Source organism: Streptomyces orinoci (genome assembly GCF_003121295.1).
Lineage (GTDB): Bacteria > Actinomycetota > Actinomycetes > Streptomycetales > Streptomycetaceae > Streptomyces > Streptomyces orinoci.
This window is the reverse complement of sequence record NZ_PHNC01000029.1, coordinates 452,539-467,207: the sequence shown is the minus strand read 5'-3', so window position 1 is coordinate 467,207 and position 14,669 is coordinate 452,539. Positions and strand designations below refer to the sequence as shown.

Here is a 14,669-nt window from a genome sequence, read left to right as displayed (position 1 = left end):
GCACCCATGGCACGACGCGGGATTCTGGGCCGTCCCCGACGCGAGTACCGCACCCCCGAGCCGCATCCCTCCGGGGCCCGGCCGCCCAAGATCCCGGGTGAGCTGGTCCCCGAGCATGTGGCGATCGTCATGGACGGCAACGGCCGCTGGGCCAAGGAGCGGGGCCTGCCGCGCACCGAGGGGCACAAGGTGGGTGCCGAGCGCGTGCTGGACGTGCTCCAGGGCGCCATCGAGATGGGCGTCGGCAATATCTCGCTCTATGCCTTCTCCACCGAGAACTGGCGCCGCTCGCCGGACGAGGTGCGGTTCCTGATGAACTTCAACCGCGACTTCATCCGCAAGACCCGCGACCAGCTCGATGAACTCGGCATCCGGGTGCGCTGGGTGGGCCGGATGCCCAAGCTGTGGAAGTCGGTGGCCAAGGAGCTCCAGGTCGCCCAGGAACAGACCAAGGACAACGACAGGCTCACCCTCTACTTCTGCATGAACTACGGCGGCCGCGCCGAGATCGCGGACGCGGCGGCCGCCATCGCCCAGGAAGTTGCGGCCGGGAGGCTGGACCCGGGCAAGGTCAACGAGAAGACCCTCGCCAAGTACATGTACTACCCGGACATGCCGGATGTGGACCTGTTCCTGCGCCCCTCCGGTGAGCAGCGCACCTCCAACTACCTGATCTGGCAGAGCGCTTACGCCGAGATGGTCTTCCAGGACGTGCTGTGGCCGGACTTCGACCGGCGTGACCTGTGGCGGGCCTGCCTGGAATTCGCCCAGCGCGACCGGCGCTTCGGCGGGGCGATCCCCAACGAGGTCAAGGGGGAGGTCCGTTGACCGTTTCCACCGGGAGCGTGTCGCTGGCCTTCCAGCTGACCGTGGAGGACTTCCGGGCCGCGATCCGGGCCCGGAACCGGGTGGTCACCAAGGCCCGGCTGACCAGTTGGGCTTCGGTGCTGCTGCTGGTGCTGGCCCCGGCGGGACTGGCGCTGCACATCCACCGCAGCGGGGTGGGCGCGGTGGGCCTCAGGGAGTGGGCGCTGCTGGTCGCGGCCTGCTACTTCTTCGCCCTGCAAGTCCTGGGCTACCAGGCCCTGTTCCACCGGGGCCGGCTGCGGCGGGAAGGACCGCGTCAGGTGACGGTGGACGAGCAGGCGGTGATCTGCGCCGGTGCCGAGTCCACCACCCGGCAGGCGTGGATGCAGTTCGGCTGCTATCTGGAGCGCCGGGACCTCTTTGTGCTGCTGTCCACGGACCGGCAGTGCATGGTGATCCTCCCCAAGCGCGGGCTGGCCGGCCCGGCCGACGAGGAGCGGCTCCGGGCGCTGCTGGAGTCACGGCTGCCGCGCGCCTGAGATGGCGCATAGGAGAAGCCGCCCCGGGCGATGCCCGGGGCGGCTTGGTCCATGCGCTGCCGAAGTCAGCCCTTGACCGCACAATCCCCGCAGGTGCCGAAGATCTCCACGGTGTGGGCGATGTCCACAAAGCCGTGTTCCCGGGCGATGGCATCGGCCCAGGTCTCCACGGCCGGGCCTTCGACCTCCACGGCCTTGCCGCACACCCGGCACACCAGATGGTGGTGGTGCCCGCTGGAGCAGCGGCGGTAGACCGCCTCCCCGTCGCTGGTGCGCAGCACATCGACCTCACCGGCGTCGGCGAGCGACTGCAGGGTGCGGTAGACGGTGGTCAGGCCGACGGAGGCGCCGCGGTGCTTGAGCATGTCGTGCAGCTCCTGCGCGCTGCGGAACTCATCCACCTCGTCCAGCGCGGCCGCCACCGCGGCCCGCTGCTTGGTGGATCGGCCGCGTACCGGGGGACCGGCGGTCGCCACAGTTGCCTCCTCAAACTCGGCTGCACACCCAACGCACGTACGCGGCCAATTGTGCCAGGCCCGGAGGAGGGGCCCGTCCGGTGCGGACCGCCGTGGCGGCCCTTACACCTCGACCTCGTCCGCGGTGTCCGCGAGGGTGCAGCGTTCCTGGTCGGCGGTGCTGCGTGCCCGCTTCCTGGCCAGCGGGGCGGCCAGCGCGGTGAGCACCATAAAGACGCCGATGGCCAGCAGCACAATGGTGGCGCCCGGCGGCACGTCCACGTAGTACGAGGTGGCGGTGCCCGAGAGGGTGACGAGGACGCCGATGGTGACGGACAGCGCCAGAGTGGTGGCGAAGCTGCGGGAGATCTGCTGGGAGGCGGCCACCGGGATCACCATCAGCGCGCTGACCAGCAGCAGTCCCACCACGCGCATGGCGACCGTGACGGTCAGCGCGGCGGTGATGGCCACCAGCAGGTTCAGCAGCCGCACCGGCAGTCCGGTGACCCGGGCGAACTCCTCGTCCTGGCAGATGGCGAACAGCTGCCGGCGCAGGCCCAGGGTGGCCGCGATCACAAAGGCGGCCAGCAGGCAGATGGCCACGATGTCCTGGCGGGAGACGGTGGTCAGCGAGCCGAAGAGATAGCTGACCAGGTTGGCGTTGGAGCCGGAGGAGGAGAGGTTGATCAGCATCACCCCGCCGGCCATACCGCCGTAGAAGAGCATGGCCAGGGCGATGTCACCGCGGGCCTTGCCATAGGAGCGGATCAGCTCCATGGCCACCGCACCACCGACACAGACCGCGGCCGCCACCCACACCGGGCTGGTGTTGAGCAGAAAGCCCAGGCCCACGCCGGTGAGGGCGACATGGCCGATGCCGTCGCCCATCAGCGCCTGGTGGCGCTGGACCAGATAGATGCCGATCGCCGGGGCGGTGATGCCGACCAGCAGAGCGGCCAGCAGCGCCCGTTGCATAAAGGCGGCGTCGAGGATGTCCATCAGCTGAGCAGTCCCGTCCGAGTCGGTTCCGCGGCCGGATCGGCGTGCGGGTGTACATGGTCATGGCCGGGCAGGGCGTGCTGCCCCACGGCCTCGGGCGGTGGTCCGTCATGGACCACACAGCCGTCGCGGAGCACCACCGCGCGGTCGATCAGCGGCTCCAGCGGGCCCAGTTCATGCAGCACCAGCAGCACCGTGGCGCCCCGATCCACCTGGGCGCGCAGCGCCTTGGCCAGGACCTCCTGGCTGGCCAGGTCCACCCCGGCCATCGGCTCGTCCATGATCAGCAGTTCCGGTTCACCGGCCAGGGCGCGGGCGATCAGCACCCGCTGGTGCTGGCCGCCGGAGAGCGCGTTCACCGAGTCCTTGAGCCGGTCGGCCATGCCCACCAGGTCCAGGGCCCGGACCACGGCCTCCCGGTCGGCCTTGCGCACCGGGCCCAGCCGGGTACGGGCCAGCCGCCCGGCGGAGACCACCTCGCGCACGGTGGCGGGCACCCCGCCCGCGGCGGTGGTGCGCTGGGGTACGTAGCCGACCCGTGCCCACTGCCTGAAGCGGCGCCGGGGGACGCCGAAGAGTTCCAGTTCGCCGCCGGTGAGCGGCACCTGGCCGACGATGGCGCGGACCGCGGTGGACTTGCCGGAGCCATTGGCGCCCAGCAGGGCCACCACCTCGCCGCGGCGCACGGTCAGGTCGATGCCGCGCAGGACGGGGCGCGAGCCCAGCGAGGCGGTGGCGCTCCGCAGGGATATGACGGGCTGCTCCATGGCTGCCTCCGGCGGTGTGTGGTCGGTCACTTGGTGCCCAGCGCCTTCTGCAGGGCGGTGAGGTTGGCGTTCATGACCTCGAAGTAGTCCCGGCCGCGGGAGGCGTCGGTGATGCCTTCCAGCGGGTCCAGGACATCGGTCTTCAGGTGCAGGTCACCGGCGAGGGCCTTGGCGGCGGCGGGGCTGGCGAGGGTCTCGAAGAAGACGGTGTTGACATGGTGTTCGGCGGCCAGCTTGTGCAGGTCCTTGATCCGGGCGGCGCTGGGCTCGGACTCCGGGTCCAGTCCGCTGATGGCCTCCTCCACCAGGCCATAGCGCTCGGCGAGGTAGCCGAAGGCGGCATGGGTGGTGATGAAGGTGTCCGAGGCGCGGTTCTTCAGCCCGGTGGCGAACTTCTGGTTGAGCTCGTCCAGCTGCTTGACCAGGGCGTGGGTGTTGTTGAGGTAGTCGGCCCGGTGGCCGGGGTCGGCCTCGGCGAGGGTCTTGCCCACGCCCTGGGCGACCTGGGCGTAACGCACCGGATCCAGCCAGATATGCGGGTCGGCGCCGTGCTCGTTCTCGGAGTGGGAGTCGTTGTCGCCGGTGGTGTGGTGGCGGCCGTCCACCTCGGTGCCATGGACTTCCTGGCTGGTGAGGGAGGCCGCGTCGGCGATATGCCGGACGCCGGACTGCTTGACGGCGTCGTCCACGGCGGGCTGCAGACCCTTGAGGTAGACGATGGCGCCGCTCTTGCCGAGCTCGGTGATCTGGCGGGGCTTGAGTTCCAGGTCGTGCGGTTCCTGCCCCGGCTTGGTGAGACCGGTGACATGGACGTGGTCCCCGCCTATTCGCTCGGCGAGGAACTCCAGGGGGTAGAACGAGGCCGTGACCTTGAGCTTGCCGTCCTTGTCCCACTTCGCCGGGCTGTCGGGGGAGCAGGCCGTGAGGGTGGCCAGGCCCAGCGCGAGGGCCACGGCGACGGCAGGCGTGGTTATTCGGAAGGCGCGAGCCCGGCAGACGTTCATGACAGTCATTTTCAACAAAACTGGAAACGATTGTCAACAAGCTGGGTGGCCGGAGAGCGTCCCCCCGGGCCCGGGAACCGATTTGATTCAGGGGGTATCCACGCCGGTAACCTGAAGCATTCGCTGTTCATCGTCGCAATGAAGAGAGCACCGTGGCCGCCGAGAAGATCGACACCATCGTCAGCCTGAGCAAGCGCCGTGGCTTTGTCTATCCGTGCAGTGAGATCTACGGTGGCCAGCGCGCCGCCTGGGATTACGGACCGCTCGGCGTGGAGCTCAAGGAGAACATCAAGCGCCAGTGGTGGCGTTCCATGGTCACCTCGCGCGACGACGTGGTCGGTCTCGACTCGTCGGTGATCCTGGCCCGTGAGGTCTGGGAGGCGTCCGGCCACGTCGCCACCTTCACCGACCCGCTGACCGAGTGCACCTCCTGCCACAAGCGCTTCCGCGCGGACCACCTGGAGGAGGCGTACGAGGCCAAGCACGGCAAGCTCCCCGAGAACGGCCTGGCCGACGTCAACTGCCCGCATTGCGGCAACAAGGGCGGCTTCACCGAGCCCAAGCAGTTCTCCGGCCTGCTCTCCACCCACCTCGGCCCCACCCAGGACACCGGCTCGGTGACCTACCTGCGCCCCGAGACCGCGCAGGGCATCTTCACCAACTTCGCCCAGGTGCAGCAGACTTCGCGGAAGAAGCCGCCGTTCGGCATCGCCCAGACCGGCAAGTCCTTCCGCAACGAGATCACCCCGGGCAACTTCATCTTCCGCACCCGCGAGTTCGAGCAGATGGAGATGGAGTTCTTCGTCAAGCCGGGCGAGGACGAGAAGTGGCACGAGTACTGGATGGAGCAGCGCTGGAGCTGGTACACCGACCTCGGCATGCGCGAGGAGAACATGCGGTGGTACGAGCACGCGGCGGAGAAGCTCTCCCACTACTCCAAGCGCACCGTTGACATCGAGTACCGCTTCAACTTCGGCGGCACCGAGTACTCCGAGCTGGAGGGCATCGCCAACCGCACGGACTACGACCTGCAGGCCCACTCCAAGGGCTCCGGCCAGGACCTGTCCTTCTTCGACCAGGAGGCCGGCGAGCGCTGGTTCCCCTATGTCATCGAGCCGGCGGCGGGCCTCAACCGCGCCATGCTCGCCTTTATGCTCGACGCCTACAACGAGGACGAGGCGCCCAACGCCAAGGGCGTCATGGAGAAGCGCACCGTGATGCGCCTCGACCCGCGCCTGGCCCCGGTCAAGGTCGCCGTCCTGCCGCTGTCCCGCAACCCGCAGCTCTCCCCCAAGGCCAAGGGCCTGGCGGCGGACCTGCGCAAGCACTGGAACATCGAGTTCGACGACGCGGGCGCCATCGGCCGCCGCTACCGCCGCCAGGACGAGATCGGCACGCCGTTCTGCGTCACCGTTGACTTCGACACCCTTGAGGACAACGCGGTGACGGTGCGCGAGCGCGACACCATGAAGCAGGAGCGGGTCTCGCTGGACCAGATCCAGTCCTACCTGGGCGCGCGCCTGCTGGGCTGCTGATCCTGTAGTTGGGCCGGGCCCCGGTTCCGCCGCTTTTGCGGCGGGGCCGGGGCCCTTGGTGCATATACCGGCCGGCACCGACACTCACACCCACTCACACTCACACCCACTGACACTCACCCCCGCCGCGCGAACCCCCGTACCGCCACCGCCCCGCACACCGCCGCCATCGGCAGTTCCGCGCAACAGGCCAGTACCACGGCCGAGATCAGGTCCGTGCCCGGCGCCGCCGTCACCACGTCGAACCAGGCGTCCACCACCAGCAGCGGGGCCGTCGCGGCGGCCGCCAGGATCTGGCGGGGGTCCCGGTGGATGATCAACAGGCCGGTGGTGACCAGGGCCAGGGCCTCCAGGAGGTCCAGGCCCACCCAGGCCTCCGGGGTGTTCGCCGGGCCGGTCAGGCCCGCCGCCAGCAGCGACAGCCAGGGCAGCAGAAGCAGCCCGCTGCCCAGCAGCAGATACCCCAGCCAGGGGCGCCGGGCGCGGGCCGGCCGGACCTCGCCGTGCAGCGGGATGACCTCGGCCAGTTCCTGACCGTGACCGAACTCCTGGACGCGGCGCGGGATATGGACGACGGACATCGAAGGCTCCTCGGCGGGACGGGCTGATCGGGCACCCTCAGCATCGCCGGGCGCGGGACGGAAGTCGGTAGCGCGGATGTCCGTCCTGGGGTGGCACTGGCTATACCCCCGAGCCGGGCGGCAGCGAGATGGTCCGGGCTGACCTGCGGACCTACCTTGTGTCCATGCACATTCCCACGCCCTTGCGGCCCCTGCTGCGCCCCTTTGAAAACGCCGGGCGCGCCGTCGCCTTCCATGCCACCGGCATCCTGGTGCAGATCGGCGCGCTGCTGGTCCTGGCGCTGCCCTGGCTGCCCGGCGGGCCCACCCGGGTGCTGAGCGTGCTGCTCGCGGTGTTCCTGCCGCTGGCCGCGCTGGTGGCGGCGGCGCCGCTGCTCACCGCGGCGCAGCGGGCCCGCTTCCGGGCGCGGCTGGGGGTGGAGATCCCGCGTCTGTCGCGCACCCCGGGTGCCTCCCGCCGTGAGCGGGCGGCCAACTGGCTGCGTGGCGAGGCGGTTTGGCGGCAGGTGGCCTACCACCTGGTGGCCGGGCCGCTGTGCGCACTGGCCGCGGTGGGCGTTCTGCTGCTGTGGGCCGCCTCGCTGTGGGCGACCACCATCTACGTCTGGATGTGGGCCGTACCGGTCGAGGAACGGCTGAAGTTCGCCCGCTATGCCGTACAGGCCGGGTATGTCACCGCGCTCGGGGTGTGCGGTCTGTATCTGGCCGCCTGGCTGTCCACCGCCCTGGCCCGGCTGGACACCCGCGCTGCGGCCGGCCGCCTGGGCCCCAGCCGCGCCGAGCAGTTGACCCGGCGGGTGGCGGAGGTCACCGAGAGCCGGGCCGCGGTGGTGGACGCGGCGGACGCCGAACGCCGCCGGATCGAGCGGGACTTGCATGACGGCGCCCAGCAACGGCTGGTGTCCATGGCCGTCAACCTGGGCCTGGCCAAGGCCACGCTGACCGATCTGCCGCCGGACGCCCGCAAGGTGATCGACGAGGCGCACCGGGAGGCCAAGGAGGCCATCGAGGAACTGAGCAACCTGGTACGCGGCCTGCACCCGGCGGTGCTGGAGGACCGGGGGCTGGACGCGGCGCTGTCCGGCCTGGCCGAGCGGGCGCCGCTGCCGGTGCGGGTCCGGGTGGACATGGCGTCCCGGCCCGCCCCGGCGGTGGAGGCGGTCGCCTACTTCGTGGTCTCCGAGGCGCTGGCCAATGTGGTCAAGCATGCCCAGGCGTCCAGGGCGGAGGTCACCGTGGAACGGTTCGGGGGGATACTGCTGGTCGTCGTCTCCGACGACGGAGTCGGCGGCGCCGACCCGTCGGGCGGCACCGGACTCGCCGGGCTGACCAAGCGCGTCGCCTCGGTGGACGGCACCTTCTCGATCAGCAGCCCCGTGGGGGGCCCGACCGTTGTGACTGTGGAGCTGCCGTGCGCGCCGTGATCGCCGAGGATTCCGTACTGCTGAGGGTGGGGCTGGTGAAGGTCCTGGAAGCCGCCGGCTTCGAGGTGGCGGCCGAAACGGGCGATTCCCAGGGCCTGTTGACGGCGGTTGAGGAACACCGGCCCGACCTGGTGGTCAGCGATGTGCGGATGCCGCCGGGCTTCGCCGACGAGGGGGTACGGGCCGCACTGCTCATCCGGCGGCAGTGGCCGGACACGGCGGTGCTGCTGCTGTCCCAGTTTGTGGAGGAGCGGTACGCCACCGATCTGCTGACCGGTGACACCCGGGGGGTGGGCTATCTGCTCAAGCAACGGGTCGCGGACGTCGAGGAGTTCATCGAGGTGCTGCGCCGGGTGGCCGCCGGGGGTACGGCTCTGGACCCGCAGGTGGTTTCCCAGTTGCTGGTGCGCCGGCACAGCGACCCGCTGGAACGGCTCACCGCGCGGGAGCGGGAGGTACTGGAGCTGATGGCGGAGGGCCGCTCCAATGCGGGGATCGCGGAGCGGCTGGTGGTGAGTGAGAGTGCGGTGGCCAAGCACATCAACAGCATTCTGGCGAAGCTGGACCTCCCCAAGGCGGATGCGGACCACCGCCGCGTCCTGGCCGTACTCCGCTTCCTCGGCGTCGCCTAGCGGCACGGGCGCGCCCGTCAGGGGCGCGGGGAACTGCGCGATCAGCCACCCACGGCCCGCACCCGGCAATGAACGCTGCTTTCGTCGCCGGGTGCGGCCCGGTGGTCGCGTTGTGCCCACCCTCCCCCACGCCTGAACGGCGCGGGGGCACCCCCATCGCCCTGCGGAACGACTGCCCACAACGCGGCGGGTGCGCGAGGAACCCGCGATCAGCCGAACTCAACCCGCGGACAAAGCGAACGCACCCTCAGACCCGCAAACCCCGAAGGATCAGCTCGCACACCTCGTCAAAGGCCGCGTCGATCCCGGCGCGCCCCCACTCCGCCGCATGAGCGGGGTCATGGAAGCGAACCGTCGCATCCCACACCGCGCGAGCGGTGGTCATGGGGTCAGCCGAGGCGAACTCTCCCCGCTCTACCCCACTTTGGACAATCCCGGCAAGCTGCCCCAGCATTACCGCAATATGCCGCTCCACCGTCGCACTGTTCTCCGCCGCCAGCACCAGATAAGTGGCGAACAGCTCAGGATCCTCACCAGCCTTGCGCCGCTTCGCGGCGAACACGGCGCCGAGCCACTCCCGCAGCCGGGGCCCGGCCGGGCCCTCCGCACCGGCGATGGCGGACAGCCGGGTGTGCGACTGGTCCAGCCACCTGTCGGTGACAGCCTCCCGCAGCGCCGCCTTGCTGCCGAAGTGCCGGTAGACACTGCCATGGCTGACGCCCAGCGCCCGCGCCACATCGACCACCGTGGCCTTCGCCGGGCCGAAGCGGCGCAGCACCTCCTCGGTGGCCTCAAGAATGCGCTGGGGGGTGAGAGTCTCGGGCGGCATGGCGCTGCGCTGGTCCTTTCCTGCTCGGCGGGCGTACGTGGGCGGCTCCTCCAAGGGACCGTACCCGCCGATGGGCCCGGACCCGAGAGGGCGCCCACTCACCCGGTCACCGCTCGCTGTCCAGGCTGGACATCTGCGCGGCGGGATAGCGCTCACCGGCCGCCGCCCCCGGAGGCACCGCCTTCTCGATGGCGGAGAGGTCCGCCGCGCTGAGGGTGACCTCCAGCGCGCCCAGCGCCTCGGTCAGCCGGTCCCGGCGGCGGGCGCCGACCAGCGGCACGATGTCCTCGCCCCGGGCCAGGACCCGGGCGATGGCGATCTGCGCCACGCTGACCCCCTTGGCCTCGGCGATCTTGCGCAGGGCATCCACCAGATCGAGGTTGTGCTCAAGGTTGGCACCGCTGAAGCGCGGGCTCAGCGTCCGGAAGTCATCGGGGGCGGGCCGCGCCTCACGGCTCCAGTGTCCGCTGATCAGGCCACGGGAGAGCACCCCATAGGCGGTGATGCCGATGCCCAGCTCCCGGCAGACGGGCAGGATCTGCTCCTCGATGCCCCGGGTGATCAGTGAGTACTCGATCTGCAGATCGGTGATGGGGGCCACGGCGGCCGCCCGGCGGATGGTCTCCGCGCCCACCTCGGAGAGGCCGATATGGCGGACGTACCCGGCCTGGACCAGCTCGGCGATGGCACCCACCGTCTCCTCGATGGGCACGGCCGGGTCGAGCCGGGCGATGCGGTAGACGTCGATGTGGTCGGTGCCCAGGCGCTGCAGGGAGTAGGCGGCGAAGTTCTTCACCGCGGCGGGGCGGCCGTCATAGCCCAACCAGCCGCCGTCCGGGCCGCGCAGGGCGCCGAACTTGACGCTGAGGAGCGCCTTTTCCCGGTTGGCGCCCGCGCTGCGCAGGGCCTCGCCGATCAGCATTTCGTTGTGGCCCATGCCGTAGAAGTCGCCGGTGTCCAGCAGGGTGATGCCGGCGTCCAGGGCGGCATGGATGGTGGCGATGGACTCGCCGCGGTCGGCGTGACCGTAGAGGGCGGACATGCCCATGCAGCCCAGGCCGAGGGCGGAGACCTGGGGGCCGGTGGTGCCAAGAGTGCGCTGCTGCACGGGGACTCCTCGGAGGCTCGGGACATGGATACGGTGCGGTGCCTCCAGCGTGCCCTATGGGCTGACAGATTTCAATATCTGTCAGCCCATAGGGCGAACCGCGGACGACGGCCCCTCGCCACAGCCCCTCACCGCATCCGGCGCGGCAGCCGCAAGCTCAGCCCCACCGTGGCCGCCGAGGCCGCCAGCTGCACGCCGAGCGTGGCCGTCAGGGCGTCGGCCATCCCCGCCGAGGAGGCCAGTGAGAGGAAGAGAGTGCCCAGCGTGGCCACACCCAGGGCCATAAAGGACTGCTGGGCGGTGACCGTGACCCCGCCGCCGACACCGGCCTGGGCGACCGGCACCTCGCTCAGCATGGTCCGCATGGTCAGCGGGAACAGCAGGCCCTGGCCCAGACCCTGGATGGTGAGCGCGGGCGCGAGGCCCCAGGCGTTCAGCCCGTCCCAGCCCCAGTGGAAGGTGGCTATCCCGGCCAGCAGGCCGATCGCCTGCAGCAGCGCCCCGGCCGTCACCACCCGCCGGCCATGACGGGCCGCCAGGCGCGGACCGGCCATCGAGGCGGCGAAGAACGCCGCGCACAGTGGCACCAGCGCCAGCCCCGCCGCCATCGGGCCCAGCCGCAGCCCCTCCTGCAAGGCCACCGCCATCATGAACATAAAGCCGCCCCAGCCCAGGCAGAACGGGACCAGCACCAGCAGCCCGCTGCGCATCGAGGGGATCCGCAGCAGCGAGGGCGGCACCAGGGGAGTGCGCCCCAGGCGCTCGGCCCGCCGCTCGACCACCACAAAGCTCACCGTGGCCACCGGGAAGAGCGCCAGCAGCAGCCAGGACCACAGCGGCCAGCCGGTGGCCCGGCCCTCGGTCAGCGGCAGCAGCAGCGACACCAGGGTCAGCGAGAGCAGCGCCGTGCCCGGGCCGTCCACCCGGGTCGGCTGCTCGGAGCGCGTCTCGGGCACCGTGCGCAGCGCCAGCAGCAGGGCGGCCACCGCCACCGGGGCGTTGACCAGGAAGATGGACCGCCAGCCGGTGCCCGCTATGTCCAGCGAGACCAGCACTCCGCCCAGCACCTGGCCGAGCGCGCTGGCCACCCCGGCGGTGGAGCTGTAGTAGCTCATGGCGCGGACCCGCTTGGCCCCGCTGGTGGTGGCCTGGATGGTGGCCAGCACCTGGGGCATCATCAGGGCCGAGGCCGCGCCCTGGGCCACCCGGGCGGCCACCAGGGTCCAGGCGTCCGGCGCCAGGCCGCAGGCCACCGAGGTGAGGCCGAAGGCGGCCGTGCCCCACAGGAACAGCCGTCGGCGGCCGAGCATGTCACCGAGGCGGCCGCCCAGCACCAGCAGCACCGCATAGGCGACGCCATAGCCGCCGACCACCATCTCCAGCAGCGCCGGGCCGGCGTCCAGGTCGTGGTCGATGGTGGGCAGGGCGACATTGACGATAAAGGCGTCCAGCATCGGCAGCGCGGCGCCGAGCAGCACGGTCAGCAGACCCAGCGCGCTCAGCGCCGGAGCGGGGGAGGCGGCGGACGCGGGGGATGCGGAGGAAGCGGGGGAACGGTCGGCGGACCGGGGGCCCACCCGTTGCGGGGCGGGGGCCGGCGCGGGCGCGGAGGCGGTACGGATTTCGCTCACGGGTACGACGATCCCGCTCCCCACAGCCTGGTACCAGAGTCTCTTTATCCTGGTACCAGCACTACCTGGCAACCCGCTGAACCGTCCCGCACCCTTGGAGACATGACCACCATGGCCCCCGAAGCTTCGGCCGCCTTCACCGGGCTCTCCGGCCGATCCGGCACCGCCCGCACCGCCGCGGACGCCCCGTCCGCCCCCTCCGGCATGAGCGGCGAGGCCGCCGACAGCATCCGCCGCAGCGAGCTCGCCGCCTTCCTGCGCAGCCGCCGTGAGCGGATAACGCCGGAGCAGGTCGGTCTGCCGCGCGGCGCCCGGCGCCGCACCCCCGGCCTGCGCCGGGAGGAGGTCGCCCAGCTCGCCGCCGTGGGGGTCACCTGGTACACGTGGATGGAGCAGGCCCGTGACATACAGGCCTCCGTGCAGGTGCTGGATTCGGTGGCCAGGGCGCTGATGCTCGACCGCGGCGAGCGTTCCCACCTCTTCGCCCTGGCCAATGTGGCCGACCCGATGCCGGACACCGCCTGCACCGGGGTGCCCGAGGCGCTGCTGCAGATGCTGGAGCAGCTGGAGCCCTTCCCCGCCTGTGTGCAGAACTCCCGCTACGACATCCTGGCCTACAACCGCTCCTACGGACAGCTGCTCTGTGACCTGGACGCCCTGCCCGCCGCCGACCGCAACTGCCTCTGGCTGACCTTCACCAACGCCGAGTGGCGGGCCCGGATAGTGCAGCGCGAGGAGACCATCCGGCTGATGACCGCCAGGTTCCGGGCCGCGATGGCCGAGCATGTGGCGGAGCCCGCCTGGAAGTGCCTGGTCAAGCGGCTGCACGAGGCCTCTCCGGAGTTCCGGGAGATCTGGGCGCGGCATGAGGTCGTCAATGATGTCGGCAACCGCACCAAGGCCTTCCAGCACCCCGAGATCGGCCTGATACGGGTCTGCCACAGCAGCCTGTGGCTGGGCCCCAACCCCGGCTCCCGGCTGAGCACCTACACCCCGGTGGACGAGGAGAGCCGCGAGCGGCTGGAGCGGCTGCACCGGCTGGCCCTGAGCCGCCGCCCGGCCGCCGCCTCCGCCGGATGAGGGACAATTGAGGGTCGTCCCTCCCGTCCGTATGACCGAGGAAGCCCCTTGATGAAGCAGCCGAGCATCACGCAGCCGACGCAGCCCGCCCAGCTGAGGATCGGTCCGCACTCGGTGCAGCCGCCGGTGGTGCTGGCGCCCATGGCGGGCATCACCAACGCCCCCTTCCGCACGCTGTGCCGGGAGTTCTCCGGCGGCAAGGGGCTGTTCGTCAGCGAGATGATCACCACCCGGGCGCTGGTGGAGCGGGATGCCAAGACCATGCGGCTGATCCACTTCGATGACACCGAGAAGCCGCGCTCCATCCAGCTCTATGGCGTCGATCCGGTCACCGTGGGCAAGGCCGTCCGCATGATCGTGGACGAGGATCTGGCCGACCATATCGACCTCAACTTCGGCTGCCCCGTCCCCAAGGTCACTCGCAAGGGCGGCGGCTCCGCCCTGCCCTACAAGCGGAATCTGCTGCGCTCCATCCTGCGCGAGGCGGTGGGCAACGCCGGGCAGCTGCCGGTGACCATGAAGATGCGCAAGGGCATCGACGACGAGCACCTCACCTATCTGGACGCCGGCCGGATCGCGGTGGAGGAGGGCGTCACCGCCATCGCGCTGCATGGCCGCACCGCCGCCCAGCACTACGGCGGCACCGCCGACTGGGAGGCCATCGCCCGCCTCAAGGAGACCGTCCCGGAGATCCCGGTGCTCGGAAACGGCGATATCTGGTCGGCCGAGGATGCGGTGCGGATGATGCGCGAGACCGGCTGTGACGGAGTGGTGGTCGGCCGCGGCTGCCTGGGCCGGCCCTGGCTGTTCGGGGATCTGGTGGCCGCCTTCGCGCCGGAGCAGCCGGACGGCACCGGCACCGGCCCCGCCGCGCCCACCCTGCGCGAGGTGGCCCGGGTGATGCTGCGCCATGCCGAGCTGCTGGGCCAGTGGCTGGAGAGCGAGGAGCGCGGCGTCATCGACTTCCGTAAGCATGTCGCCTGGTACACCAAGGGCTTCTCGGTGGGCTCCGAGGCGCGCAAAAAGCTGGCCGTCGCCTCCTCGCTGGCCGAGCTGGACGCTCTTTTGAGCGAGCTCGATCTGGACCAGCCCTGGCCGGCGGGTGCCGATGGCCCGCGCGGGCGCACCTCGGGCCGTAACCGGGTGGTCCTGCCGGACGGTTGGCTGGACGATCCCTATGACTGTGCGGCGGTGAGCGCCGATGCGGAGCTGGACACTTCCGGGGGCTGAGCGGCGCCCGGAATGGGCCGTTCGGGGGACCCCCCGGGGCGTGATTCT

General features: G+C 70.8%; 15 protein-coding genes. 7 read left to right on the top strand and 8 right to left on the bottom strand.

The genetic code is table 11. From position 1 onward, the window contains the following. Positions 1-6 precede the first annotated feature (6 nt). The gene (locus tag CV755_RS16910; RefSeq protein WP_109281063.1) at positions 7-828 is read left to right on the top strand and encodes an isoprenyl transferase; all 822 of its coding nucleotides are present in this window, start codon (positions 7-9) and stop codon (positions 826-828) included. Further along, on the top strand, positions 825-1,346 hold the full coding sequence (locus tag CV755_RS16905; RefSeq protein WP_153068686.1) for a YcxB family protein: 522 nt from the start codon (positions 825-827) through the stop codon (positions 1,344-1,346). The genes CV755_RS16910 and CV755_RS16905 overlap by 4 nt, the downstream gene beginning before the upstream one ends. A gap of 65 nt (positions 1,347-1,411) precedes the next feature. On the opposite strand, the gene CV755_RS16900 is transcribed toward CV755_RS16905, so the two are convergent. The 4 genes from CV755_RS16900 to CV755_RS16885 form a co-directional block, all read right to left on the bottom strand. After that, positions 1,412-1,822, bottom strand: a complete 411-nt coding sequence (locus tag CV755_RS16900; protein ID WP_109281061.1) for a Fur family transcriptional regulator — start codon at positions 1,820-1,822, stop codon at positions 1,412-1,414. Positions 1,823-1,924: 102 nt separating this feature from the next. Further along, complete coding sequence (locus CV755_RS16895; RefSeq protein WP_109281060.1) at positions 1,925-2,800, bottom strand: metal ABC transporter permease; 876 nt, start codon at positions 2,798-2,800, stop codon at positions 1,925-1,927. Then, the gene (locus CV755_RS16890; protein WP_109281059.1) at positions 2,800-3,567 is read right to left on the bottom strand and encodes a metal ABC transporter ATP-binding protein; all 768 of its coding nucleotides are present in this window, start codon (positions 3,565-3,567) and stop codon (positions 2,800-2,802) included. The genes CV755_RS16895 and CV755_RS16890 overlap by 1 nt, the downstream gene beginning before the upstream one ends. Before the next feature lie 26 nt (positions 3,568-3,593). Further along, positions 3,594-4,571 (bottom strand): metal ABC transporter substrate-binding protein, encoded by a 978-nt coding sequence (locus CV755_RS16885; RefSeq protein WP_109281058.1) that lies wholly within the window; start codon positions 4,569-4,571, stop codon positions 3,594-3,596. Positions 4,572-4,723: 152 nt separating this feature from the next. Between CV755_RS16885 and CV755_RS16880 the strand changes: the two genes are divergently transcribed. Beyond that, positions 4,724-6,106: a glycine--tRNA ligase gene (locus CV755_RS16880; protein WP_109281057.1), complete on the top strand. Its 1,383-nt coding sequence runs from the start codon at positions 4,724-4,726 to the stop codon at positions 6,104-6,106. A gap of 116 nt (positions 6,107-6,222) precedes the next feature. Here the strand turns inward: CV755_RS16880 and CV755_RS16875 are convergent, their stop codons facing one another. After that, complete coding sequence (locus tag CV755_RS16875; RefSeq protein ID WP_109281056.1) at positions 6,223-6,687, bottom strand: hypothetical protein; 465 nt, start codon at positions 6,685-6,687, stop codon at positions 6,223-6,225. Between the two features lie 164 nt (positions 6,688-6,851). Between CV755_RS16875 and CV755_RS16870 the strand changes: the two genes are divergently transcribed. Together CV755_RS16870 and CV755_RS16865 are read left to right on the top strand one after the other, a co-directional pair. Next, positions 6,852-8,111, top strand: coding sequence for a sensor histidine kinase (locus CV755_RS16870; protein WP_109281919.1), 1,260 nt, complete (start codon positions 6,852-6,854; stop codon positions 8,109-8,111). Then, positions 8,099-8,743, top strand: a complete 645-nt coding sequence (locus CV755_RS16865; RefSeq protein WP_109281055.1) for a response regulator — start codon at positions 8,099-8,101, stop codon at positions 8,741-8,743. Before CV755_RS16870 ends, CV755_RS16865 begins: the two co-directional genes overlap by 13 nt. A 247-nt stretch (positions 8,744-8,990) precedes the next feature. On the opposite strand, the gene CV755_RS16860 is transcribed toward CV755_RS16865, so the two are convergent. The 3 genes from CV755_RS16860 to CV755_RS16850 form a co-directional block, all read right to left on the bottom strand. Further along, on the bottom strand, positions 8,991-9,572 hold the full coding sequence (locus tag CV755_RS16860; RefSeq protein WP_109281054.1) for a TetR/AcrR family transcriptional regulator: 582 nt from the start codon (positions 9,570-9,572) through the stop codon (positions 8,991-8,993). Between the two features lie 106 nt (positions 9,573-9,678). Then, positions 9,679-10,680, bottom strand: coding sequence for an aldo/keto reductase (locus CV755_RS16855; RefSeq protein ID WP_109281053.1), 1,002 nt, complete (start codon positions 10,678-10,680; stop codon positions 9,679-9,681). Between the two features lie 128 nt (positions 10,681-10,808). Further along, on the bottom strand, positions 10,809-12,311 hold the full coding sequence (locus tag CV755_RS16850) for an MFS transporter (protein ID WP_109281052.1): 1,503 nt from the start codon (positions 12,309-12,311) through the stop codon (positions 10,809-10,811). A 102-nt stretch (positions 12,312-12,413) separates the two neighbouring features. Here CV755_RS16850 and CV755_RS16845 point away from each other — a divergent pair, with 102 nt between their 5' ends. Further along, a complete protein-coding gene (locus tag CV755_RS16845) occupies positions 12,414-13,391 on the top strand; it encodes a helix-turn-helix transcriptional regulator (RefSeq protein ID WP_109281051.1) in 978 nt (325 codons plus the stop codon). A gap of 51 nt (positions 13,392-13,442) precedes the next feature. Continuing rightward, positions 13,443-14,621: a tRNA dihydrouridine synthase DusB gene (gene dusB, locus CV755_RS16840; RefSeq protein WP_109281050.1), complete on the top strand. Its 1,179-nt coding sequence runs from the start codon at positions 13,443-13,445 to the stop codon at positions 14,619-14,621. Positions 14,622-14,669 lie beyond the last annotated feature (48 nt).